Origin of the sequence: Anoxybacillus sp. ST70, from assembly GCF_019553625.1 — a bacterium.
Classification (GTDB): Bacteria; Bacillota; Bacilli; order Bacillales; family Anoxybacillaceae; genus Anoxybacillus; species Anoxybacillus gonensis.
Genome location: NZ_JAHZOF010000009.1, coordinates 1 through 22772, shown reverse-complemented (window position 1 = coordinate 22772; position 22772 = coordinate 1). Strand labels below are relative to the sequence as shown.

The following is a 22772-nucleotide window of genomic DNA, read 5'->3' as shown; positions in this document are numbered from 1 at the left end:
ATCAGCGCGTTTGGCCGAGCAGCCATTTGGCATACGGTGAATCGGCTGGTAAAATGACGACCGTATCTTCGCCAATGGTCGTTTTATACGACTCGAGCGTACGATAAAACGAATAAAATTCAGGATCTTTTGCGAATGTTTCGTTATAAATGCGCGCAGCTTCTTGTTCACCTGCGGCACGAATGCGTTCCGCATCTGCTTGTGCTTTGGCGAGCATTTCTTTCACTTCGCGGTCTGTTTGTGCGATAATGCGCTGCTTTTGGGCATCTCCCATCGACAAATATTCTTGTGCTTTTGATTCGCGTTCGGAAATCATTCGTTTGTAAACAGACTGTTCGTTTTCTTTCGGTAAGTCAATGCGCTTCATGCGCACATCAACGACACGAATGCCGTAACGGTCTTGTTGTAACAACTCGTTTACTTTCGCTGTTACTTCATCGTTTAAACTGCCGCGCGATGACTTTTCATCGTTAATAATTTCATCATAGTTTAACCGTCCAAGCTCGGTGCGGACAATGGAGAAAATAAATTCATCCATTTTTGATTCTGCATTTTCTAGTGTGCGAGCATTTTGAATCATTTCTTTCGGATTGGTAATTTCCCAAATGGCGTAATGGTTGACGAGAATCCGCTTTTTATCTTTTGTATTAATTTCCGCTTCGGCTACGTCGTAAAAAATTTGTGCTTTTGGCAACGATGTGACAGTTTGAATAAACGGAATTTTAAAACGTAATCCCGGCGTTTGATCGATGCGAACAATTTCACCAAATTGGCGGACAACTTTATACTCATTTTCATGAACGATATATATGTTTGTTAAAGCAATAATAAGTAAAACAAGTCCGATGCCGCCACTAATGATAAAACGAAACCATTTCGTTGGAAGCTTATCTTTAAATGAAAGGATATTTTGATCGTCTTGGAAGTTTGTCATTCGTTACCACTTCCTTTCTCTGTCTTTTTCTCTGTCGTTTGTTTTTCGATCGGTTGAATTGGTAAATATTTTAGTGTATTCCCATCGTCATTCATAATGTAAATGCGCGTGTATGGCAACACTTGTTCAAGCGTTTCGATCATTAGTCGTTGCTTTGTAATGTCTTTTGCGTTTTTATATTCTTCATACAAGGCGTTAAATTTTGCGACATCTCCATATGCTTTTTCAATGCGTGCTACTTTATCCGCTTCCGCTTGAGAAATTAATGCGTCTTTTTCCCCTTCGGCTTCTTTCGTTCGTTTATTTCGGTATTTATTCGCTTCGTTAATTTTCGTGTTCATCGTTTCGCGTGCATCTGTGACGTTTGTAAATGCTTTGCGCACTTCGTCATTTGGCAAATCCACATCTTGTAACTTCACAGCTAAAATAGAAATGCCGATATCGTATTTTTTCATTAATGCGGTGAGCGATTCGCGCACATCCGCTTCGATTTTTGCTTTTCCTGACGTTAAGGCATCGTCGATTTTTGAACTACCGATGACGCTGCGCAAGGAGGCAGATGTCGCATTGTATAAAATTTGTTCTGGTTCGTATGAACGATAAAGAAATTTCGCAGGATCGGTAATTTTCCATTGGACGACCATATCGGCGAGCACAATATTTTCATCGCCCGTAATCATTTTTGTATCCCCTTGATTTGAGGCGACAACTTTTCCGTTTTCTTCTTTGTATCCGAATTGTAAACTAAACGTTTCTCGCGATAACGTTTCGACCGTTTGAATCGGCCAAGGAAGCTTAAAATGTAGTCCTGGTGTTGTCACTTCCTCATCAATTTTCCCAAATGTTAAAATAATGGCTTGTTCCGATTCATCAACGGTGTACCATGACGTTAAGGCAACGACGAGAAGAAAAATGCCCAAAATAGTACCGATGATGATGCCGGTAAAGGAACGATTTTTCATATAAACCCACCTTTCTTGTTATTTATATGTATGTACGGAAAAAACAGAAAAAAGTTTCAATAAAAATGCTGATTGGTTCAGTGAATTCAGACAGTTTCAAAAATATATATGAGAGAGATACTTTGTTGTATAGGTTATAATATAAAGATTTTTGATCTCTATGCCTCGTTCTTATCACCAGACAAACTGGCACGATGACAAGCAGAGCAAATAATACCATCTAAAACAAAATTGCAACTTATATAATACTAACAAACAAAATACAAAAAAAACTATTTTTTATAATTATGGTTTTTGGTATAGTGTAGTTGTTTTAATTATCATTCATTAGGAGGGAATTATGAGGAAACTATTCATAATGATGATATTAGTATTCTTTATTGCGTACTTGACCCACAAAACAAATGAGGGAGCAAATTTTCATTCTCCAGTTTATTCAGGAAATGAACTAAAAATCGGGATTGTTGGGGATATTCCTAAGATTAGGGAAAAAATGTTTCTTTCATTCAAATGTCGATGGAAGACGTTTTGCAAAAAAAATTTGCAAACGTGGATAGTGTATTTATTACTAAAAAGCACTTAAAAGAGGCAGCTGAGCCACAGTATGCTAAAATTTATTGGGAATCCCCTATTCCGTTTGTTTTTATTGATTCTGAAAAGGTCTATTTGGCGTTTCTTGATGATCAATTAAGTTATGAAGACGCTCACATCATAAAATCAGGGGACTATGTAGTAGGATTTTATAAAGATACGTACTTTGGTATAGGACTTTACAATAACATTAGGAATGAGAAAACTATCCAAGACTGCTATTCTCGACTATTTGTTATTATAGAACGGTTTAAGAACACAGGTAAAATTTTAATTAAATAAGTGATGTGACACAAGTTTTATGTAATTACTGAGCAGAGAAAAAGAAAAAAGTTTACATGAAATGTAAACTTTTTGTTAGTTGCGCATTCAGTAGCTTACATATATTTTCGTTGAACGTTTCTTCCGTCGTATGTGAATAGTGTCGGTTTGTTTTCGATCATTGTTTCGATATGAACCGCACGGCCCCAAAGTTGATAAATGTAAGGAAGCACTTTTTCTAAATATTTCACGTCTAGTTCAATGCCTTCATACCAATGTTTTAAATATAGTTCTCCGTTGCGCATGTAGTCGCCATCGTTGACTGTAATGTATGGGAAGCCGCCGTTTACGCGAATGTTTACAAGTTGATCGCGTACATGTTCCCAATGTTTATCAACAATTTTGTAGTCTTTTCCTTGTTTTTGGAATAAGTACATATCTTCACGCATGACGAGTTCTTTCGTTAAATAGTTGCGCAAAAAAGAAATGTCGGATTCTAATTCGCGTACTTCAAATATTTTTGCGCGTCCTGAACCAGGTTTAACTCCGAGCTTTTTCATTTCTTCTGTCGGATTGTCCCACCGTTTTTCAATATCTTCAAAAATTTTCAGTCCTAAATAGTACGGATTAATGCCTGTACGTGAAGGTTGCACAACACTTGCATTTAATTTCGCAAATTCAATCGCTTCATCGCTCGTTAAATCCATTTCGCGTAAAATACGTTGATGCCAGTACGTCGCCCATCCTTCGTTCATAATTTTCGTTTCGAGCTGAGGCCAAAAATAAAGCATTTCTTCTCGCATCATCGTTAAAATGTCGCGCTGCCACTCGTCGAGTTCACGACTATATTCCTCAATAAACAGCAATAAATCTTTCTCAGGATGGGGAGGAAATTTTCTTCGTTTTTTTCGAGCAGGCGTTGTTTTTTTCTTTTCATCAAGAGACCATAAGTCGTCATATGGAGAAGGTTTTGGTGTTTCATGATTGTCTTCGTATACTTCCGTATCCGCAATCGTCCATGAAAGTTTTGGGCGCAGAAGGGAAGGATCAATATGTTCTTGAATGGCTAATACAGCGTCTAAAAACTTTTCGACTTCTTGCTTCCCGTATTCGTGTTCGTAATGTTTAATGCGTTCAGCCGTTGCCGCCATGCTTTCGACCATATCTCGTTTTGTGTTGCTAAAGCGAACGTTATTTTTAAAAAAGTCGCTATGGGCAAGTACGTGTGCGACAATTAATTTATTTTGAATGAGCGTATTTGTATTTAATAAAAATGCGTAGCACGGATCAGAGTTAATGACAAGTTCGTAAATTTTACTTAATCCGAGATCGTAATGAAGTTTCATTTTATGAAATTGTTTTCCGAAGCTCCAATGGGAAAAACGTGTCGGCATACCGTATGCCCCAAACGTGTAAATAATATCAGCTGGACAAATTTCATAACGCATTTCATAAAAATCGAGTCCAAACCCTTCAGCAATTTCTGTAATTTCGGCAATCGCTTTTTCTAATGCTTTTTGTTCATCTCGTTTCATCGCGCTCCCTCCTTATGACAATGTATGAACGAGCGCATCATTTGATACGTCACGATATGGATTGACTTTATATTTTCTTTCGTATATATTTAACTATGTTAAATATTTATGTCGTTAAAAAAGGTGGGATGTATATGGGAGAAACGTCGTTTTCTACGCTTGTTGAGCGATTAGAGCATGCGTTTTCGTTAGCCGTTCGCAAATTGGCAGCTGATTTAGCGAAAGAAGAGATTGGCTTAACGAAACCGCAGTTTTTTATTTTAAATTTGTTGTCAAAACGTGAAAAATGTACCGTGAGCGAATTGGCGGATGAAATGTTTGTCAAACCGAGCGCGATTACAACGATGATCGATCGCTTATATAAAAGCGGATTTGTATTGCGCGAACGGGATGAGGAAGATCGTCGCGTTGTGTATGTACAGTTGTCTGAAAAGGGGAAAGAAATGCTTGAACATGCGCGGGCGGAGCGAAGAAAAATTATTGAACGTTATTTAAAACAATTGCAACCCGATGAGCTTGAACAGTTTGTCCGTATCATCGAAAAAATTGTTGAGACAAATGAAAAAGAGGAGAAGTGATACACATGAAAGAACAGGCAGCAATACAAGCGAGCATGGCCGATATACAACAAAAGCGAGGCATTTTAATTACTGGATTACTTGTTGCGATGTTGTTTGGGGCGCTCGATGGAACGATTGTTGGCACAGCGTTGCCGCGCATCGTTGGAGAACTTGGTGGACTAAGTATGATGGCATGGCTTACAACAGCGTACATGCTTACATCAACAACGATTGTTCCGATTGCCGGGAAGCTTGCTGATTTGTTTGGAAGAAAGTCGATTTATGTTACAGGATTAGCGATTTTTATTATTGGTTCAGCGCTATGTGGCATTGCAGATACGATGACGCAGCTTATTATTTTCCGAGCCATTCAAGGAATTGGCGGCGGCATTATGATGCCGATGGCGATGATTGTCATTGGTGATTTATTTACGGGGGCAGAGCGTGCGAAATGGCAAGGTGTATTTGGTGGCGTATTCGGATTAGCGTCTATTCTTGGTCCACAAGTCGGTGGATGGATTGTTGATTCGTTAAATTGGCGTTGGGTGTTTTATATTAACCTTCCCGTCGGCATATTAGCTATTGTTCTCATTTCCCTCGGTTTGCATAATCATCGTATGGCTGAGCGTGTAAAGCTTGATTTGGCCGGCATGTTTACAATGGTTGTGGCCGTTGTTTCGTTGTTGTTAGCGTTAACGTTTGGTGGCGACAAATACGATTGGCTGTCATGGCAAATCATTTCTTTACTAGCTAGCTCGGTCGTGTTCTTCAGTTTATTTGTGTTTGTTGAACGGAAAGCCGAGGAGCCAATTATGCCGATTCATTTATTAAAAAATAAGACGTTTGTTGTGCTCAATAGTGTCGGCTTTTTTATGTCTGTTGGTATGTTTGGAGCGATTATGTTCGTGCCGCTCTTTATGCAAGGCATTATCGGGATGAGTCCGTCAGAATCGGGAACGATGATGTTTCCAATGATGTTTGCCCTTATTATCGCAAGCATGATCGGTGGACGGCTTGTGCAAAAAATTGGCGTACGTCCGCAAGTCATTGGTGGAATGGTGCTTGTAGCGCTTGGCTTTTTCTTATTGTCAACGATGGATGTCCATACAAATAAATGGACGGCGATGTCATTTATGGCGACGCTCGGTTTTGGGCTAGGATTCGTCAATCCAGTCATTACGCTTGCGTTGCAAGAAGTATTTCCAAAATCGCAGCTTGGCATCGTGACATCATCGAGCCAGTTTTTCCGTCAAATCGGTGGGACGTTTGGGGCAACATTGTTAGGGGCAATTATGAACCATCGTTCGAAAGATTTATTGGAAGCGAAGTTTCTTCCGTTATTACAACAATTACCGGAACAAGCGCATGCGATGATGGACTCGTTTAAACAACTCGTTGAATCGAATCCGCAAAGCGTATATTCGGTCATTTTAAATCCAGAGACGTTGAAAAAAATCCCTGAACAAATGCAACAAATGTTTGTGCCTGTATTAAAACAAACCCTTGTGGATGCGTTAAGCGATGTGTTTTTGTACGGATTGATTTTTGTTGGCATCGGCTTTATTTTTGCGATGTTTATCGGTCGCATTACCATTTCAAATCGAACGAATAAAATGAATGAAATGGAATAAATTATAAGTATAAAATAGACAACGATAAGGAATCGTTGTCTAATTTTGTTCGTATTTAAACCGTTTGCACAACAAAAACGAAATTTTTTATGAAAAAGTGCAACTTCCTCTTTCAACAAAGCGGTTTGTATATTAACATGAAAGAGTAAACAATATTGAAAGCGATTTATGTTGAATGAATCGAGGAGGATTTGACGTGAAAAAAGCTTGGTGGAAAGAAGCGGTTGCATATCAAATATATCCAAGAAGCTTTATGGATTCAAATGGAGACGGCATCGGTGATTTACAAGGGATTATCCAAAAGCTTGACTATTTAAAAGACCTTGGAATCGATGTCATATGGATTTGCCCGATTTATAAATCGCCAAACGCAGATAACGGCTATGACATTAGTGACTATCAAGACATTATGGAGCAGTTTGGCACGATGGAAGATTTCGATCAATTGCTTGAAGAAATTCATAAGCGCGACATGAAAGTCATTTTAGATCTCGTCATTAACCATACGAGCGATGAGCATCCGTGGTTTATTGAATCGCGCTCATCACGGGACAATCCGAAACGCGATTGGTACATTTGGCGCGATGGAAAAAACGGCAAAGAGCCAAACAACTGGGAAAGTATTTTTGGCGGTTCTGCTTGGGAATATGACGAGACGACGGACCAATATTATTTGCACGTGTTTGCGACGAAGCAGCCCGATTTAAACTGGGAAAATGAAGATGTTCGTCGCGCGCTATATGATATGATCAACTGGTGGCTTGACAAAGGAATTGATGGCTTCCGTGTCGATGCGATTTCACACATTAAGAAAAAAGAAGGTCTTCCTGATTTACCGAATCCAAAAGGTCTTGATTACGTTCCTTCGTTTGATGGACATATGAATCAAGAAGGAATTATGGAGTATCTTCGTGAACTCAAAGCGCAAACGTTTGCGCGTTACGACATTATGACGGTTGGCGAAGCAAACGGAGTGACTGTAGAGGAAGCGGAAGATTGGGTCGGTGAAGAAAACGGTATTTTTAATATGATTTTTCAGTTCGAGCATCTCGGACTTTGGCAAAAAGGAACAGATGGCGGTGTCGATGTTCGGAAATTAAAACGTGTATTAACGAAATGGCAAAAAGGGTTAGAAGGCATTGGATGGAATGCGCTATTTCTTGAAAACCATGACCAACCGCGTTCGGTGTCGACGTGGGGAAATGATGAGCAATATCTTGTTGAAAGTGCAAAAGCGTTAGGAGCACTATATTTCCTTATGCAAGGGACGCCGTTTATTTATCAAGGACAAGAAATTGGTATGACGAACGTACAGTTTGAAACAATTGATGAATATGACGATGTCGCTATTAAAAATTATTATCGCATTGAGCGCGCCAAAGGCCGTTCTCATGAAGAAGTGATGCGCTGGATTTGGAAAAATGGCCGCGACAATTCGCGCACACCGATGCAATGGTCCGATGAAAAAAATGCCGGCTTTACGACAGGAACGCCTTGGATTGGTGTGAATGAAAACTATAAGCAAATTAACGTTCAAAAGCAGCTAAATGATCCAAATTCTGTTTTAAACTTTTATAAACGTATGATTCAACTTCGTAAACAACATGACGTATTCGTTTATGGAACATATGATTTAATATTAGAAAACCATAAAGCAATTTATGCGTATACGCGCACATTAGGTGATGAAAAAGCAGTCGTCATCGTGAACTTAACAGACCGAAAAACGATGTATCGCTATGACTCGTTAAAATTGAATAGTGAACAACTTGTGTTAACAAACTATGATGTCAAACAACATAAACATGTGACACGTTTTACATTGCGCCCATACGAAGCGCGCGTATATGTCATGAAATGATGATGAAATCCCCTTTTCCGATATGGAAGAGGGGATTTCACATTTTTTTCGTAATCATTTCATACTTTTCACATCTCTTTTTTGTACATTCATGGCAAGCACATCTTTTTAAACGGAGGGATTTTTGTGAAAAAAACGCGCCATTTACATTTATGGATCGGGCTCATTTGTTCTGTATTTTTACTTTTAGAAGCGGTCACAGGGTTGTTGTTAACAGAGCGCTGGTTAATGGGAATGAGCGGTCATTCGCATGATAATCATGAACATGCGCATGGAGATGGCCATGGACATGCGAAGTTAAACATGATTGATGCGGTGAAAAAAGCAAGCGAGTCTGGAGCGTTTTCAATGGACGAAGTTGGTGTTGTGATGAATCATGGGATGTATATGGTAAGGTTAAACGATAAAGATGGAACGTTAGTGACGATTGCACCAGATGGTACAGTTGTAAAAAAAGAAGTGAATACATTCGCATCGTTTGTACGTGCCATTCATGTTGGGAAACTTGGGATTTGGAACCGTCTCATGATCGATGTGGCTGCGATTGCGATTATCATTTTAACGGTCACAGGGATTTATTTATCTGTGAAAATTTTGCGGGCGCAAACGAAGGCGAAACGAAGAAACATAGCTGCATAAACGAAAAAGCACTTCGCAACAACCGTTGGTGCGAAGCGCTTTTTAACTAATTCGTTTCGTAGGTGTTTGTTGAATTTTCCCTGTTCCGTTGCAAAACGAACATGTTTTATAAAGCGACAAACAAATTTTCATTTTCTTTTTTCCAAAGCACTTTGGACAAATCGTTTTTAATGCCATATCGATCACCTCACAAAAGTAAGCGTTTTCAATTATAGTATACCCCGTTTTTATGCCATGTGTGCACAACAATTTTGTCCATTTTTAAACAGGTTGGCGTGCGCCAACCTGTTTTATTTGCGTGAATGTACTTCGTAAATCGCAAACTTCAAATAATCCCCTTCATCGGCGGCAAGCAGTTTCGGATGATCATATCCTGCGCCACTCCAATGAATTTGACGTAAAATTTTCTTTGCATCAAACGCTGCTTCTGCGACCATCGCTTGGAACATATCAGGATGCACATGATACGAACAACTCGCTGTTACGAAAAAGCCGCCGTCTTTGACGAGTTTTAAGCCGTTTAAATTAATATCCTTATAGCCGGCAAGCGCTTTTGGTACCGCATGAGCGGACTTAGCAAACGCTGGAGGATCAATAATGACGACATCCCATTTTTCCCCCTTTTGTACACATTCTCTTAAATAATCAAACGCGTTCGCAACGACGAAATCCACGTTTGTAAATCCGTTTAGCTCAGCGTTTCTTTTTGCCGTTTCAATCGCATGTTCAGAAATGTCGACAGCGGTCACATGTTTTGCTCCGTATAAGCAGGCGTTTAACATAAATGAGCCTGTATGCGTAAAACAATCGAGCACAGTCGATTCGCTTGTAATGAGCGGCTTGATCGCGGCGCGATTTTGGCGCTGATCGAAGAAAAACCCTGTTTTTTGCCCGTTTTCAATGTCGACAATATATTTGACGCCATTTTCTTCAATTTGTACGTTCGTATCGCACGTGCCGTACCAAAATCCTTTTTCTTGTTTCAGCCCTTCTAATTCACGCACGTGGACGTCGTTGCGCAAATAAATGGCTTTCGGTTGAAAGACGTCGAGAAGCGCTTGTAAAATCCATTCTTTTCTTTTCTCCATGCCGAGCGATAAAATTTGCACAACGAGCACATCTTCGTATTTATCGACAATGAGCCCAGGTAAAAAATCCGCTTCTCCATAAATGGCGCGACATGAACGAACGCCCGGAATCATGCGCTCACGATGCGCCCACGCTTGCCGAATGCGATTCATAAAAAATTGAGCATTTAATTCATCATTTGGATTTTGCGTTAACACGCGCACGATCATTTGTGATTTCGGGTTAATGTACCCTTTCGCTAAAAAATGACGTTGATGGTTATATACGTTGACGAAATCACCTGGCTCAACGTCTCCCTCAATATAGTCAACTTCGCTTTGAAACACCCACGGATGTCCAAGCTCAAGCCGCTTTTTTCTTTTTCGTTTTAAAAATACATTCGCCATACATTCCACTCCTGAACTATATATTCGCTACTTTAGCATACAGGAAGAACACGATGTGCGCAAATAATGGAGAAAAATATTTGACAAAACAATGAAATATGCTAATATTAGTGACAAAGTGAATGATGCAAATGCATTCCACTAGGGGGGCCTTTAGATAGGCTGAGATCAAAGTGTGCCTTTGAGACCCTTAGAACCTGATCTGGATCATACCAGCGTAGGGAAGTGGAGACGGTGCGAAGTGTGTCTATATGCCAATTTCCATCGTTTACAAAACCACTTTCTTTGCGCAAAGAAAGTGGTTTTTTATTTTTTCATAAGGGGGAGAGGAGATGTTGTTTTCAGAACAGTTGCGCAAAGCTGTCGATCCGATTTGGGAAGCGAGTTTTCATCATCCGTTTGTCAAACAACTAGGAGAAGGGACGCTAGATTTACGTTGTTTTCGGTATTATGTATTACAAGATTCATATTATTTGACACACTTCGCGAAAGTGCAAGCGCTTGGCGGGGCGATGGCTGACGATTTACAAACGACTGCAAGCATGGCGAATCATGCGCAAAATACGTATGAAGCTGAGCTTCGTTTACATGAAACGTTTATGAAAGAGCTCGGCATTACAGAAGAAGAAAAGGCATCATTTGTTCCTGCACCAACCGCGTATGCATACACGTCACATATGTATCGGGCAGCGTTTGCAGGACACTTCGGTGATGTATTAGCGGCCATTTTACCGTGCTATTGGTTATATTACGAAATTGGCGAGAGATTAAAGCATTGTAAGCCGAATCATCCGATTTATGCGAAATGGATTGAAGCGTACGGCTCCGATTGGTTTAGACAGCTTGTCGAACAACAAATTGCGCGCTTAAATGACATAGCGAAAACAGTAAGTGAAAAAGATTTAGAGCGAATGAAGCAACACTTTTGGATCAGCAGTCAGTATGAATATTTATTTTGGGATATGGCGTACAAATTAGAACGTTGGCCAATGGAAGAGGAGGATGTTTATGCAAACGAAAGGGCTTAAATTAACAGACGTATTAACGACCGTTGTTGTAGCGATTGTGTTTGGGATTGTGTATAAAGTGTGGGGACCGCTTTACTATGCGGTGAAACCGCTTGGACTTCATCTCGATCAACTCATTTATGGCATGTGGTTTATTGCTGCGACAGTGGCATATTTGTTGATTCGTAAGCCAGGAGTGGCGTTGCTTGCGGAAGTCGCTGCTGCCTCAGGGGAGTTTTTAGCTGGATCTGAGTGGGGACTAGAAGTGTTATTTTACGGTTTTGTGCAAGGATTGCTGGCTGAGCTTGTTTTCGCTGCTTTCCGTTATAAACGTTTCGACGTGGCGGTTGTGTCGCTTGCTGCCGTCGGTTCAACAATCGCTTCATTAGTGCTTGATTTTTACAAAGGATATATTGATCAATTAGCGTGGTGGAATTTAACATTATTTATCGGTGCGCGTTTCGTTGGAGCGATCATCATTGCTGGGGTATTTGCCTATTCGCTTGTCAAAGCGCTCGAAGCGACAGGTGTGACGCAACTGTTGCGCCCGACGACAAAAGAAGATTACGACTCGCTTGATCAATAGAAGGTGACATCGTTGATACACATTGAGCAATTGCGCTTAAAGTTTCCGGGGGCGGAAAAACGGTTATTTACCGATGTATCGCTTTCGATTAAAAAAGGAGAAAAAGTGTTGCTTTTAGGTCCATCAGGGTGTGGAAAATCGACGTTATTACAAGTGATGGCAGGCATTATTCCGCGCTCGATCGATGTGCCGATGAAAGCAAAAGCGCTTCACATTCCAAAGCAAGTCGGCTATGTGTTTCAAGATCCGGATGCGCAGTTTTGCATGCCGTACGTCGATGAAGAAATTGCGTTTGTTCTTGAGAATCTCGGTGTGCCACGTGCGGAGATGAAAGAAAAAATCGAGCGTGTTCTTCAACGCATGCACCTTCGTCTTCCGCACGTTCACGTGCCGATTCAAACGTTATCGGGAGGAATGAAGCAGCGGTTAGCGATTGCCTCTGTCTTGGCGCTTGACCCGCATGTGTTATTTTTAGATGAGCCGACAGCGCTTCTCGATGAAGAAGGAACAAAAGCCGTATGGGAAACGTTAAAAGAAGTAGCGGACGACCGAACAGTTGTTATCGTTGAGCATAAAATTGATCATATTCTCGATTTTGTTGAGCGCATCATTTTGTTTAACGCATGTGGTGAAATCATTGCTGATGGCCCAACGGACCATATATTTTCGACGTATCGTTCGTTTATTGCCGAACAAGGCATTTGGTATCCACAAGTGTGGGAGACGTATGAAAAGCCAAAAACAGCGCAGCAGCCGTATCATGAGTCAGACGTGCTTTTACATGTACAGTCGCTCCGCGGTTTTCGACAAAAAGAAGAAAAAATCGCAGTCGATGATGTCGTCATTCGTGCAGGTGAATGGATTGCGATTACAGGGGAAAATGGCGCAGGAAAAAGTACGTTGCTGCAAAGCTTCATGAAGTTAATTCGAACAGAAGGCGATATGTATTGGCAAGGAGAGCTAGTAAAAAATGATGGGGTATTATACGATCACATCGCTTTTGTATTTCAAAACCCAGAGTTTCAATTTGTTACAAATCGTGTAGATGATGAGCTCGCTTATTGTTTACGTCTTGAACAACGCCTGGAATATGAAATAGAAGAGGAAGTAGAGAGGTTGCTTAGGCGTTTTCATTTAAGTGCGCAACGGCATTTGCATCCGTACCAATTGTCGATGGGACAAAAGCGGCGGTTAAGTGTTGCCGCTTCAGTGACGGATCGCCATCGCATATTGCTTCTTGATGAACCGACGTTCGGGCAAGATGCAAAAAATACGTTTGCGTTGCTCGAATGGCTTGAAGCGTATCGGCAACAAGGAAAGGCGATTGTCATGGTGACGCACGATGAGCGCATCGTGTCTCAATTTGCGACGAGACGATGGGTCATTGAAAAAGGAAAGCTTGTCGCCGATGAAACGATCGTGCCGCGGACGGTTGTGCGAGGTGGGATATGGTGAGATGGAGCATCGAACATAAAGAGACATGGTTGCACCAAACGAACCCAACCGTAAAATTATTGTTATTTTTGCCGATGTTTATCGTTATTGTTTTTGTCCATAACCCGAACGTGCTCATCAATTGGACGATCGGCTTTACGGCGTTATTTATGTTGTTTAGCGGTTATCGAATAAAGCATATGCTTTTGTTTTTCGTTCCGTTTTTCTTCATTTTCATTTCTACGTCGTCTTCCATGATTTTATTTGGAAAGGGAGAGACGACGTGGTTTCGCTTCGGTCTTATTCATGTGACGGAAGAAAGCTTTTATCGCGGCGTTCATCTCGGATTTCGTACGCTTTTGTTTGCGATTTTCGGGTTAATGTTTGCGCTTACGACAAAGCCGGTGTTTTTATTTTATTCACTGATGCAACAAGCGAAATTGAAACCAAAATATGCGTATAGTTTTTTAGCAGCCATACGTTTATTGCCAATGATGGTAGAAGAGTTTCAAACGGTGCACCAAGCATTAAAAGTACGTCGAGCCGCCAAAGCGAAAGGGTTTCGCGGGAAGCTTGAACTGATGAAACGATACGCGATTCCGCTTTTATCACAAAGCATTCGCCGCGCTCAACGCATTGCCGTAGCGATGGAAGCGAAAGGATTTACAAATGAACGAGCGAGAACGTTTTATTATGAACTGACGCTCGGAAAATATGACGTCTATTTATTCGTTGTCATATGCGTCATTGTTGCGGTCGGATATTACGCTGCTCATGCGTTTCCATACGTTGCGATTAAGGATGTGCGTTAAGATGAAAGAGCTTCATCTCATCTCGACGGGAAAGCAGTCCATTGAAACGTTTGTTCATATTTCGTCGTTCGTACATGCATATGCTGACTTTATTCATATTCGTGAAAAACATCGTTCGGCAAAAGAGATTGGGATAATTGTGGAACAGTTGCTTGAAGCAAATGTCCCAGCACAAAAAATAGTCATTAATGATCGGGTGGACGTCGCTGTCGTTTATGGCGTTGGCGGCGTTCAGCTCGCCCATCATAGCTTGCCTCCCAAACAAATAAAAGGGAAGTTTCCTTTTTTGCGCGTCGGTTGCTCCGTGCACACGTTTGAAGAAGCGAAACGGGCGGAAAAAGAAGGAGCGGACTACGTCATTTTCGGACATATATACGAAACGAATTGTAAAGAAGGACGAAAGCCGCGCGGGCTTTCATCGTTGCGTCAGTTGATAAGTCACGTACGCATTCCTGTCGTGGCCATTGGAGGCGTTAAACCTTTCCATGTTCGTGATGTGTTCATGACGGGAGTGAAAGGAATTGCCGTTATGTCGACGGTGTTTGAGGCGGATGATCCGCTACATATGGTTCAACGATATAGGAAACAAATGGGGGCGAATACATGGACGTTTTAATTGTTGGGGGAGGCATTATCGGCAGTAGCATCGCTTTTGAGTTAGCGAAAAGAGGAGCATCAGTCGTTGTCATTGAACGGGGAGAGTTAGCGCAAGAAGCATCATCGGCAGCAGCTGGGATGCTCGGTGCGCATTCTGAGTTTTCGACAGACCACCCGCTCATTCCGCTTGCTTTGGCGAGCCAAGCGGCATTTCCAGCCGTTATTGCCGAATTGCGAGAATTGACAAATATTGAAGTCGAGTGGAATGAAGCAGGAATGTTAAAGTTGGCGACAACGATGGAAGAGTACGAAAAATTAACGGAACATTATGAATTTTGGGGGCGCATACAACCACAGCACGTCCGCTGGTTAACACCGAAAGAAGTGGCGGACATGGAACGAAATGTACGAAATGAATATGGTGCGATGTACACGATTGATCAACAAGTGAACGCGAAACAACTATCAGTCGCTTTTGCTCATGGAGCAATGGCGAAAGGAGCCCGTGTTTTACCGTATACGGAAGTGTACGATTTTATTTTCGAACGGGAACGTGTTGTAGGAGTGAAAACGACGAGCGGAACGTTATATGCTGAACGTATCGTCATCGCGTGTGGTGCATGGACGCCAATGTTAGCTGAAAAGTTGCGGTTATCGCTACATATGTATCCGGTCAAAGGAGAATGTGTTTCGGTTACGACAGAAACACCGCTTTTACAAACGACTGTATTTGCGAAAAACGGCTGTTATATTGTGCCGAAAGCGAACAATCGCTTGATCATCGGGGCTAGCGCCATCGCGCATTCGTTTGCCAAAACGGTGCAAACATGTAGCGTACAACATTTGCTAGCGCGTGCGATGCAAATCGTTCCGGCTATCGCTCATTCCACATTTGAAAAAGTGTGGGCAGGCATTCGGCCGCAAACAAAAGATGGCATGCCTTATATCGGAGCGCATCCACAATATGAGAACGTATTCGTTGTAACAGGGCATTATCGAAACGGCATTTTGTTAAGCGCCATCACAGGAACAATTGTAAGCGATATGCTTGAAAGAAAAGATGTGCCATTTGATATGATGCCGTTTTCGCTAACAAGAAAGGGGGAGGGGAATGCGTTGCATCATTAACGGTGAGATGATTGACTTGCCAGCTCACATTCGTACTGTCGCTCAACTGTTACAACATTTTCGCATTCATGAAAAGATCGCGATCGTTGAAATCAATGCGAACATTATTATGAAAGAGAAATATGAGCATACAGCCATCGCTGACGGTGATCGCATTGAAATCGTTCATTTTGTAGGGGGAGGATAATATGTTACAAATCGGTCCGTATACATTTCAATCTCGTTTATTGCTTGGGACAGGGAAATTTCCGAACATCGATATTCAAAAAGAAGCGGTTGAAGCGTCGGGAGCAGAAATTTTAACGTTTGCGGTGCGACGAATGAACATTTTTGCACCCGATCAACCGAATTTTTTAGAAAAAATAAATATAACAAAATATAAACTGCTACCGAATACAGCCGGGGCGAAAACAGCGGAAGAAGCGGTGCGCATCGCCCGTTTAGCAAAAGCTTCTGGGCTTTGTGATATGGTGAAAGTAGAAGTGATTGGGTGCGATCAAACGTTATTACCTGATCCGATCGAGACGTTGAAAGCAACAGAAATGTTATTAGAAGAAGGATTTATCGTTTTACCGTACACGTCAGATGATGTTGTGCTAGCGAAGCGACTGCAACAACTCGGTTGCCATGCGATCATGCCTGGCGCATCACCGATCGGTTCAGGACAAGGAATTATGAATCCATTAAACATTCAATTCATTATTGAACAAGCCACTGTTCCCGTCATTATCGATGCAGGCATTGGCGGTCCAGCTGATGCGGCATTGGCAATGGAATTAGGTGCGGATGGAGTATTGTTAAATACAGCTGTTGCTTCTGCGAAAGATCCTGTAAAAATGGCGAAAGCGATGAAGCTTGCGATTGAAGCGGGGAGACTTGGGTATGAAGCGGGACGTATTCCGAAAAAGAAATATGCAACAGCGAGTAGCCCGAGCGAAGGGATGAGCGTCATCTAATGGACCGTTATTCACGCCAACAATTGTTTGCGCCAATTGGAGAAAGAGGGCAGCAATCCATTCGTGAAAAACATGTGCTCCTTATTGGCGCAGGAGCGCTTGGAGCGGCAAATGCAGAGACGCTTGTACGTGCAGGGATTGGGAAAATAACAATCATTGATCGCGATTATGTTGAATGGAGCAATTTGCAACGCCAACAGCTATATACGGAAGAAGATGCAACAAATCGATTGCCGAAAGCCATTGCTGCTGCTGTGCATTTGCGAGCCATCAATCGCGATGTGGTCGTTGAACCGATTGTAGCTGATGCGGACGCTCGCTTGCTTGAACATGTTGTCGCCCGTGAACGTCCCCACGTTATGATCGATAGTACGGATAATTTTGACGTGCGTATGATCATCAACGATGTGTCGCAAAAGTATGATGTGCCGTGGATTTATGGGGCGTGCGTAGGAAGTTACGGTTTAAGTTATGTGATCGTTCCGAATGAAACGCCATGTTTGCGTTGTTTACTTGAAGAAGTTCCGCTTGGCAACGCGACATGCGATACCGTTGGGATCATTAGTCCTGTCGCTCATATGGTTGTTGCGCATCAAACGGCTGAAGCGTTAAAAATATGCGTGCATGCTCAAGTGAATCGGAAACTTGTTTCATTTGATATATGGCACGGACAATATCGCATGATCGATGTGCATAAGTTAAAAAAAGACGATTGTCCATCGTGTAGTGAAAAACGAACGTATCCAGCCCTTCAATATGAAAATGAAACGAAATTTGCGGTGTTGTGTGGGCGGGAAACTGTACAAATTCGTCCTGCACATCGAGGAGAGCGAGAGTGGACAACGCTTCTTTCATTTTTAACAAAACGTGGAATTCAAGTGGAACAAAACGACTACTTGTTTTCGTTTACGATTCATCGCTATCGCTTCGTTGTTTTTTCCGATGGGCGTGTATTCATTCATGGCACAAATGATGTTCAAGAAGCAAAGCGGCTATATTATCAATATTTGGGGTGAAAGCATGGTATATAAAGCGTTGACGATTGCCGGTTCAGATAGCGGCGGGGGAGCGGGTATTCAAGCGGATTTAAAAACGTTTCATCAATTCCATGTGTTTGGCATGTCAGCCATTACTGCAGTTACTGCGCAAAATACGCTCGGTGTACAAGGGATATATCCGCTCCCTGTTGAAGCGGTTGAAAAGCAAATGGATTCGATTGCCGTTGATTTGTCGCCAGATGCAATAAAAACAGGGATGTTATTTAGTGAAGATATGATTGAATGTGTTGCTTATAAAATAAAACAACATCGGTGGACGCGAGTAGTCGTCGATCCGGTTATGGTCGCCAAAGGTGGTTCGCGGCTATTGAAACAAGAGGCAGTCGAAGCGCTGCAACGCCATATGTTGCCGCTCGCTTACGTGTTAACACCGAACATTCCGGAAGCGGAAGTGTTGACAAATATGCGAATTGAAACGTTAGAACAACGAAAAGAAGCAGCGAAAAAACTTCATGACATGGGTGTAAAGTATGTCGTTATGAAAGGTGGACACGGGGAAGGAAATGAACTTGTCGATCTTTTATACGATGGGGAACAATTTTACGAATGGAAAAGTAAACGCGTTCATACGAAACATACGCACGGTACAGGATGTACGTTTGCTGCCGCTATTACAGCACAACTTGCAAAAGAAAAAACAATATACGAAGCAGTAGATGTGGCGAAACGATTTATTCAAGCGGCGATTGAACAAACGCTGCACATTGGCGGCGGGCATGGGCCGACAAACCATTGGGCATTTCATGAATAAAAAATGTTCACATCATTGACAAACACATTCGTTCCCACCATTGTTAAAATGAAAATGGGGAATATATTGATGGAGGGGACGAACGAGTGGAAGAACTTTCAATTACGCTAAATATTACGTACGTGTTGCTTTTAACGTTTTTTATCGGTACAACGCTAATCGAGTCATAAGAACGGCTGTGCATATGTACAGTCGTTTTCTTTTTCAGTTAAATTTGGTATGATTAATGTATATATTTATGATAACCAATACTTTTTATTAGGAGTGTGAATGTTCATTGGGAGATTTACCTCTGAGTTTAATTTTTTTACTCATTGCTTTAATTTTATTATCCGCCTTTTTTTCAGCTTCAGAAACAGCGTTTTCGAGCGTCAATAAGATTCGCTTAAAAAACTATGTCGATGAAAAGCGACGTGGCAGTAAAAAAGCACTATATATTGCAGAAAACTTCGATGAAGCCCTCTCTACCATTTTAGTTGGGAATAACATCGTGAACATTGCCGCAGCGTCCATTTCTGCCAAAGTGGCGACAGATTTGTTTGGTGGCAGTACAGGTCTTGTCATTAGCACCGTTGGCATGACGATTTTAATTTTAATTTTTGGTGAAGTATTGCCAAAGTCATTGGCGAAAGAACATGCGGAGTCGTTTTCACTTCTTATTTCCGATGTACTATATATGCTTATTCAACTATTTACTCCCGTTACAGCATTGCTCGTCATGTTAAAAAAACTTGTATCGAAATTCGTTGGCCATCAAGCAGATATTCCTTCTGTAACAGAAGAAGAAATTAAAGTCATGGTCAATTTAAGTGAGGAAGAGGGAGTGATTGATAATAAAGAGAAAGAGCTCGTCCATCGTTCGCTCGATTTTAATGATATTTTAGTTGGTGAAATTTTTACACCCCGTATCGATATGGTTGCAGTAGAAGTGAATCAGCCCGTTGAAGAAATTCGCGACATTTTTTTACGTGAACGATATTCGCGCGTGCCGGTATATGAAGGAGATATTGATAACGTCATCGGCATTTTATCGGAAAGCGACTTTTTTAGTCAACTCGTACAAGGGAAAGAAGTCAACGTTCGCGAGTTGTTGCGTACGCCGCTATTTGTTGTTGAATCGATGCGCATCTCTACATTGTTGCCTGAATTGCAAAAAAGTAAAGTACATATGGCGATCGTTATCGATGAGTTTGGCGGCACATCGGGATTGATTACGTTAGAAGATATTTTAGAGCAAATTGTCGGCGAAATATGGGATGAACATGATGAAGCGGTGAAAACGTTCCAAAAAATTAACGATTACGAATATGAATTTAATGCCGAATTACCGCTTGATGAGTTTTGTGACATTTTAGGAATTGATGAATTAGAAAGTTCTTCTCATACGCTTGGAGGATGGGTGTTTGAAATGTTTGAACGCATCCCCACCGTTGGGGAATCGTTTGAATACGAATCATTAACCGTCACCGTTCGCCAAGTGGAAAACCGTCGTATTCGCAAAGTGCTCGTTCGCATTCGTGAACCGATTATGGAAAATGTGTAAAAAGGGAGCGATTCGCTCCTTTTTTTGTTGACATCTTTGTCAACTTCCATTACGATGAATAAGCGTAAAAACCGATAAGATTAATGGGGGTTATATGATGAAAAAGTGGTTATTAATGATCGCATTGTTCGTAATTGGGGTATTGCTGACGGGTTGCGGTCAAAATGAAAAAGAAAACGACTTATTTGCTCAAATAAAAGAAAAAGGGGAATTAAAAATCGGAACGGAAGGAACATATCCGCCGTTTACGTTTCATGACGAAACAGGAGAGTTAACAGGATTTGACGTTGAAATTGCTAAAGAAGTAGCAAAACGTCTCGGTGTGAAACCTGTATTTGTAGAAACACAGTGGGATGCAATGTTTGCTGGCTTAGATGCGAAACGTTTTGATATGATTGCGAACCAAGTCGGTATTCGTCCAGATCGTCAAGAAAAATACGACTTTTCTGATCCGTATATTACGTCAGCAGCTGTTCTCGTCGTTCATAAAGAAAACCAACAGTTGAAATCGTTTGACGACCTAAAAGGGAAAAAAGCAGCACAATCGATGACGAGCAACTATGCTGATTTAGCTCGTTCATACGGGGCTGAAGTGGTAGGAGTAGAAGGGTTTAATCAAGCGATTGAACTGTTAAATTCGAAACGAGTCGATGCAACGATTAACGATAAATTATCTGTCCTTGATTTTCTTAAACAAAAACCAGACGCTCCCATTCAAATTGTGGCTACACACGATGATGCTTCCCAAAGCGGACTTATGTTCCGAAAGGGGAGCGACACGCTTGTTGAAGCTGTAAACAAAGCGCTAAAAGAGATGATGGAAGACGGCACGTATGCAAAAATTTCAGAAAAGTGGTTTGGTGAAGATGTATCTAAGTAATATGTGGATTGATCCAGAACGATTAGAAAGATTGATGAATATAGCAGAAAGTTCCCTTCTCCCTTTGGTGAAGGGAGCTTTGTTATATACGATTCCGTTAGCGATGATAACGTTTATTATCGGCTTGGCTATTGCACTTTTCACTGCTTTAGCTCGGCTATCCACCATAAAAACGTTGCAATGGGTGGCGCGTGCGTATGTGTCGGCCATTCGCGGCACACCATTGCTTGTGCAATTGTTCATTATTTTTTATGGTTTTCCAACTGTCGGGATAACAATCGATCCGTTTCCAGCTGCAATCATTGGTTTTTCACTCAATGTCGGAGCATACGCATCCGAAATTATTCGTGCCGCCATTTTATCGATTCCAAAAGGTCAATGGGAGGCGGCATATTCTCTCGGAATGGACGATGTGCAGACGTTACGCCGTATTATTTTGCCACAAGCTGCACGCGTATGTATTCCTCCGTTATCGAATACGTTTATTAGCTTAGTGAAAGATACATCTCTCGCTTCGCTCATTCTTGTTGCTGAAATGTTTCGAAAGGCACAAGAAATTGCGGCGACCAATTATGAGTTTTTATTGCTTTATACCGAAGCGGCACTGATTTATTGGATCATTTGCTTTGTCCTTTCAATTGTCCAAGCGATCATTGAAAAACGATTCAGTCGTTATGTTGTTCGATAAACGAATAAGGAGAGCTACGATGTTAGTTGTTGAAGGATTGCGTAAAACGTTTGGAAATCATGACGTGTTAAAAGACGTTCATTTAACGGTGAAAAAGGGAGAAGTTGTTGTCATTATCGGCCCATCGGGATCAGGAAAAACGACGTTATTGCGTTGTTTAAACGTATTGGAAATGCCTGATCGTGGAACAGTAACGATCGATGGTGAGCAACTTCAATTTATAAACAAGTTATCAAAAAAAGAAATCATACATTTTCGTCGATTGACAGGAATGGTGTTTCAAGCATACAACTTATTTCCACATATGACAGCGCTTGAAAATGTTATGGAAGGGCCGATGACCGTTAAACGACTAAGCAAACATGAAGCAAAAGAAAAAGCGGAACAATTGCTTATGAAAGTCGGATTAAAAGATCATATGCATATGTACCCATTTCAATTATCCGGAGGGCAACAACAACGTGTCGGCATCGCACGGGCGCTTGCGATGGAGCCGAAAGTATTGTTATTTGATGAACCGACGTCAGCATTAGATCCGGAACTTGTTGGTGAAGTGTTGAAAGTGATGAAAGATTTAGCGAATGAAGGAATGACGATGGTCGTTGTAACTCATGAAATGCGCTTTGCGCGTGAAGTTGCTGATGAAGTGATCTTTTTTGATGAAGGAATGATCATTGAACGTGGTCATCCGGAGCAACTTTTTACAAATCCAACACATGAACGAACACGTCAGTTTTTACAACGTATTCAGTAAAAGGGGCTGACCCAAAAGTCCGCTAAAAAGCGGACTTTTGGGAGTTGGTTTTCATATTTTGTAAAATAAGAGAGGGATTTACCTCTCATTTTTCTATTTCTTAAGCCTCTAAGGATCGTTGTTTGTCCT

At 41.5% G+C, this 22772-nt stretch carries 23 protein-coding genes and 1 riboswitch; of the genes, 19 read left to right on the top strand and 4 right to left on the bottom strand.

Going from position 1 to position 22772, the window contains the following annotated elements:
* Position 1: 1 nt before the first annotated feature.
* Positions 2-934 carry a protease modulator HflC gene (gene hflC, locus K1I43_RS11890; RefSeq protein WP_019417087.1) on the bottom strand — a complete coding sequence of 311 codons (933 nt, stop codon included), beginning with the start codon at positions 932-934 and terminating at the stop codon, positions 2-4.
* Positions 931-1896, bottom strand: a complete 966-nt coding sequence (gene hflK / locus K1I43_RS11885) for an FtsH protease activity modulator HflK (protein WP_019417086.1) — start codon at positions 1894-1896, stop codon at positions 931-933. Before hflK ends, hflC begins: the two co-directional genes overlap by 4 nt.
* 528 nt (positions 1897-2424) lie before the next feature.
* Between hflK and K1I43_RS15705 the strand changes: the two genes are divergently transcribed.
* The gene (locus tag K1I43_RS15705) at positions 2425-2769 is read left to right on the top strand and encodes a hypothetical protein (protein ID WP_238148421.1); all 345 of its coding nucleotides are present in this window, start codon (positions 2425-2427) and stop codon (positions 2767-2769) included.
* A 95-nt stretch (positions 2770-2864) separates the two neighbouring features.
* Here K1I43_RS15705 and K1I43_RS11875 read toward each other — a convergent pair whose 3' ends face one another.
* Entirely contained in the window at positions 2865-4283 is a 1419-nt protein-coding gene (locus tag K1I43_RS11875; protein ID WP_019417084.1) for a SpoVR family protein, read from the bottom strand.
* Positions 4284-4417: 134 nt separating this feature from the next.
* Between K1I43_RS11875 and K1I43_RS11870 the strand changes: the two genes are divergently transcribed.
* The 4 genes from K1I43_RS11870 (at position 4418) to K1I43_RS11855 (ending at position 8974) form a co-directional block, all read left to right on the top strand.
* Positions 4418-4861, top strand: a complete 444-nt coding sequence (locus K1I43_RS11870) for a MarR family winged helix-turn-helix transcriptional regulator (RefSeq protein WP_009362037.1) — start codon at positions 4418-4420, stop codon at positions 4859-4861.
* Positions 4862-4866: 5 nt separating this feature from the next.
* A complete protein-coding gene (locus tag K1I43_RS11865; protein WP_019417082.1) occupies positions 4867-6474 on the top strand; it encodes an MDR family MFS transporter in 1608 nt (535 codons plus the stop codon).
* A gap of 196 nt (positions 6475-6670) precedes the next feature.
* Positions 6671-8335: a glycoside hydrolase family 13 protein gene (locus tag K1I43_RS11860; protein ID WP_019417081.1), complete on the top strand. Its 1665-nt coding sequence runs from the start codon at positions 6671-6673 to the stop codon at positions 8333-8335.
* Between the two features lie 126 nt (positions 8336-8461).
* Complete coding sequence (locus tag K1I43_RS11855; protein WP_019417080.1) at positions 8462-8974, top strand: PepSY-associated TM helix domain-containing protein; 513 nt, start codon at positions 8462-8464, stop codon at positions 8972-8974.
* A gap of 290 nt (positions 8975-9264) precedes the next feature.
* Here K1I43_RS11855 and K1I43_RS11850 read toward each other — a convergent pair whose 3' ends face one another.
* A complete protein-coding gene (locus K1I43_RS11850; RefSeq protein WP_026011569.1) occupies positions 9265-10449 on the bottom strand; it encodes a class I SAM-dependent rRNA methyltransferase in 1185 nt (394 codons plus the stop codon).
* Positions 10450-10582: 133 nt separating this feature from the next.
* Positions 10583-10690: riboswitch (TPP riboswitch) on the top strand.
* A gap of 91 nt (positions 10691-10781) precedes the next feature.
* Here K1I43_RS11850 and tenA point away from each other — a divergent pair.
* The 14 genes from tenA (at position 10782) to K1I43_RS11780 (ending at position 22643) form a co-directional block, all read left to right on the top strand.
* Positions 10782-11477 carry a thiaminase II gene (tenA, locus tag K1I43_RS11845; protein ID WP_009362032.1) on the top strand — a complete coding sequence of 232 codons (696 nt, stop codon included), beginning with the start codon at positions 10782-10784 and terminating at the stop codon, positions 11475-11477.
* A complete protein-coding gene (locus K1I43_RS11840) occupies positions 11452-12042 on the top strand; it encodes an ECF transporter S component (protein WP_019417077.1) in 591 nt (196 codons plus the stop codon). Before tenA ends, K1I43_RS11840 begins: the two co-directional genes overlap by 26 nt.
* 3 nt (positions 12043-12045) lie before the next feature.
* A complete protein-coding gene (locus K1I43_RS11835; protein WP_019417076.1) occupies positions 12046-13497 on the top strand; it encodes an ABC transporter ATP-binding protein in 1452 nt (483 codons plus the stop codon).
* A complete protein-coding gene (locus K1I43_RS11830; RefSeq protein ID WP_009362029.1) occupies positions 13494-14288 on the top strand; it encodes an energy-coupling factor transporter transmembrane component T family protein in 795 nt (264 codons plus the stop codon). The genes K1I43_RS11835 and K1I43_RS11830 overlap by 4 nt, the downstream gene beginning before the upstream one ends.
* A gap of 1 nt (position 14289) precedes the next feature.
* Positions 14290-14904, top strand: a complete 615-nt coding sequence (gene tenI, locus K1I43_RS11825) for a thiazole tautomerase TenI (RefSeq protein ID WP_019417074.1) — start codon at positions 14290-14292, stop codon at positions 14902-14904.
* Positions 14892-16013: a glycine oxidase ThiO gene (thiO, locus tag K1I43_RS11820; RefSeq protein ID WP_019417073.1), complete on the top strand. Its 1122-nt coding sequence runs from the start codon at positions 14892-14894 to the stop codon at positions 16011-16013. Before tenI ends, thiO begins: the two co-directional genes overlap by 13 nt.
* Positions 15997-16200 (top strand): sulfur carrier protein ThiS, encoded by a 204-nt coding sequence (gene thiS, locus K1I43_RS11815; protein ID WP_009362026.1) that lies wholly within the window; start codon positions 15997-15999, stop codon positions 16198-16200. Before thiO ends, thiS begins: the two co-directional genes overlap by 17 nt.
* Before the next feature lies 1 nt (position 16201).
* A complete protein-coding gene (locus K1I43_RS11810) occupies positions 16202-16969 on the top strand; it encodes a thiazole synthase (RefSeq protein WP_009362025.1) in 768 nt (255 codons plus the stop codon).
* Positions 16969-17985 (top strand): MoeB/ThiF family adenylyltransferase, encoded by a 1017-nt coding sequence (locus K1I43_RS11805; RefSeq protein WP_019417072.1) that lies wholly within the window; start codon positions 16969-16971, stop codon positions 17983-17985. Before K1I43_RS11810 ends, K1I43_RS11805 begins: the two co-directional genes overlap by 1 nt.
* A gap of 4 nt (positions 17986-17989) precedes the next feature.
* Positions 17990-18778 (top strand): bifunctional hydroxymethylpyrimidine kinase/phosphomethylpyrimidine kinase, encoded by a 789-nt coding sequence (thiD, locus tag K1I43_RS11800; protein WP_019417071.1) that lies wholly within the window; start codon positions 17990-17992, stop codon positions 18776-18778.
* Positions 18779-19055: 277 nt separating this feature from the next.
* Positions 19056-20321, top strand: coding sequence for a hemolysin family protein (locus tag K1I43_RS11795; RefSeq protein WP_009362022.1), 1266 nt, complete (start codon positions 19056-19058; stop codon positions 20319-20321).
* Positions 20322-20418: 97 nt separating this feature from the next.
* Entirely contained in the window at positions 20419-21201 is a 783-nt protein-coding gene (locus K1I43_RS11790; RefSeq protein ID WP_026011568.1) for an amino acid ABC transporter substrate-binding protein, read from the top strand.
* Positions 21188-21889, top strand: coding sequence for an amino acid ABC transporter permease (locus K1I43_RS11785; protein WP_026011567.1), 702 nt, complete (start codon positions 21188-21190; stop codon positions 21887-21889). Before K1I43_RS11790 ends, K1I43_RS11785 begins: the two co-directional genes overlap by 14 nt.
* Positions 21890-21908: 19 nt before the next feature.
* Positions 21909-22643: an amino acid ABC transporter ATP-binding protein gene (locus tag K1I43_RS11780; RefSeq protein ID WP_009362019.1), complete on the top strand. Its 735-nt coding sequence runs from the start codon at positions 21909-21911 to the stop codon at positions 22641-22643.
* The last annotated feature ends 129 nt before the right edge of the window (positions 22644-22772 follow it).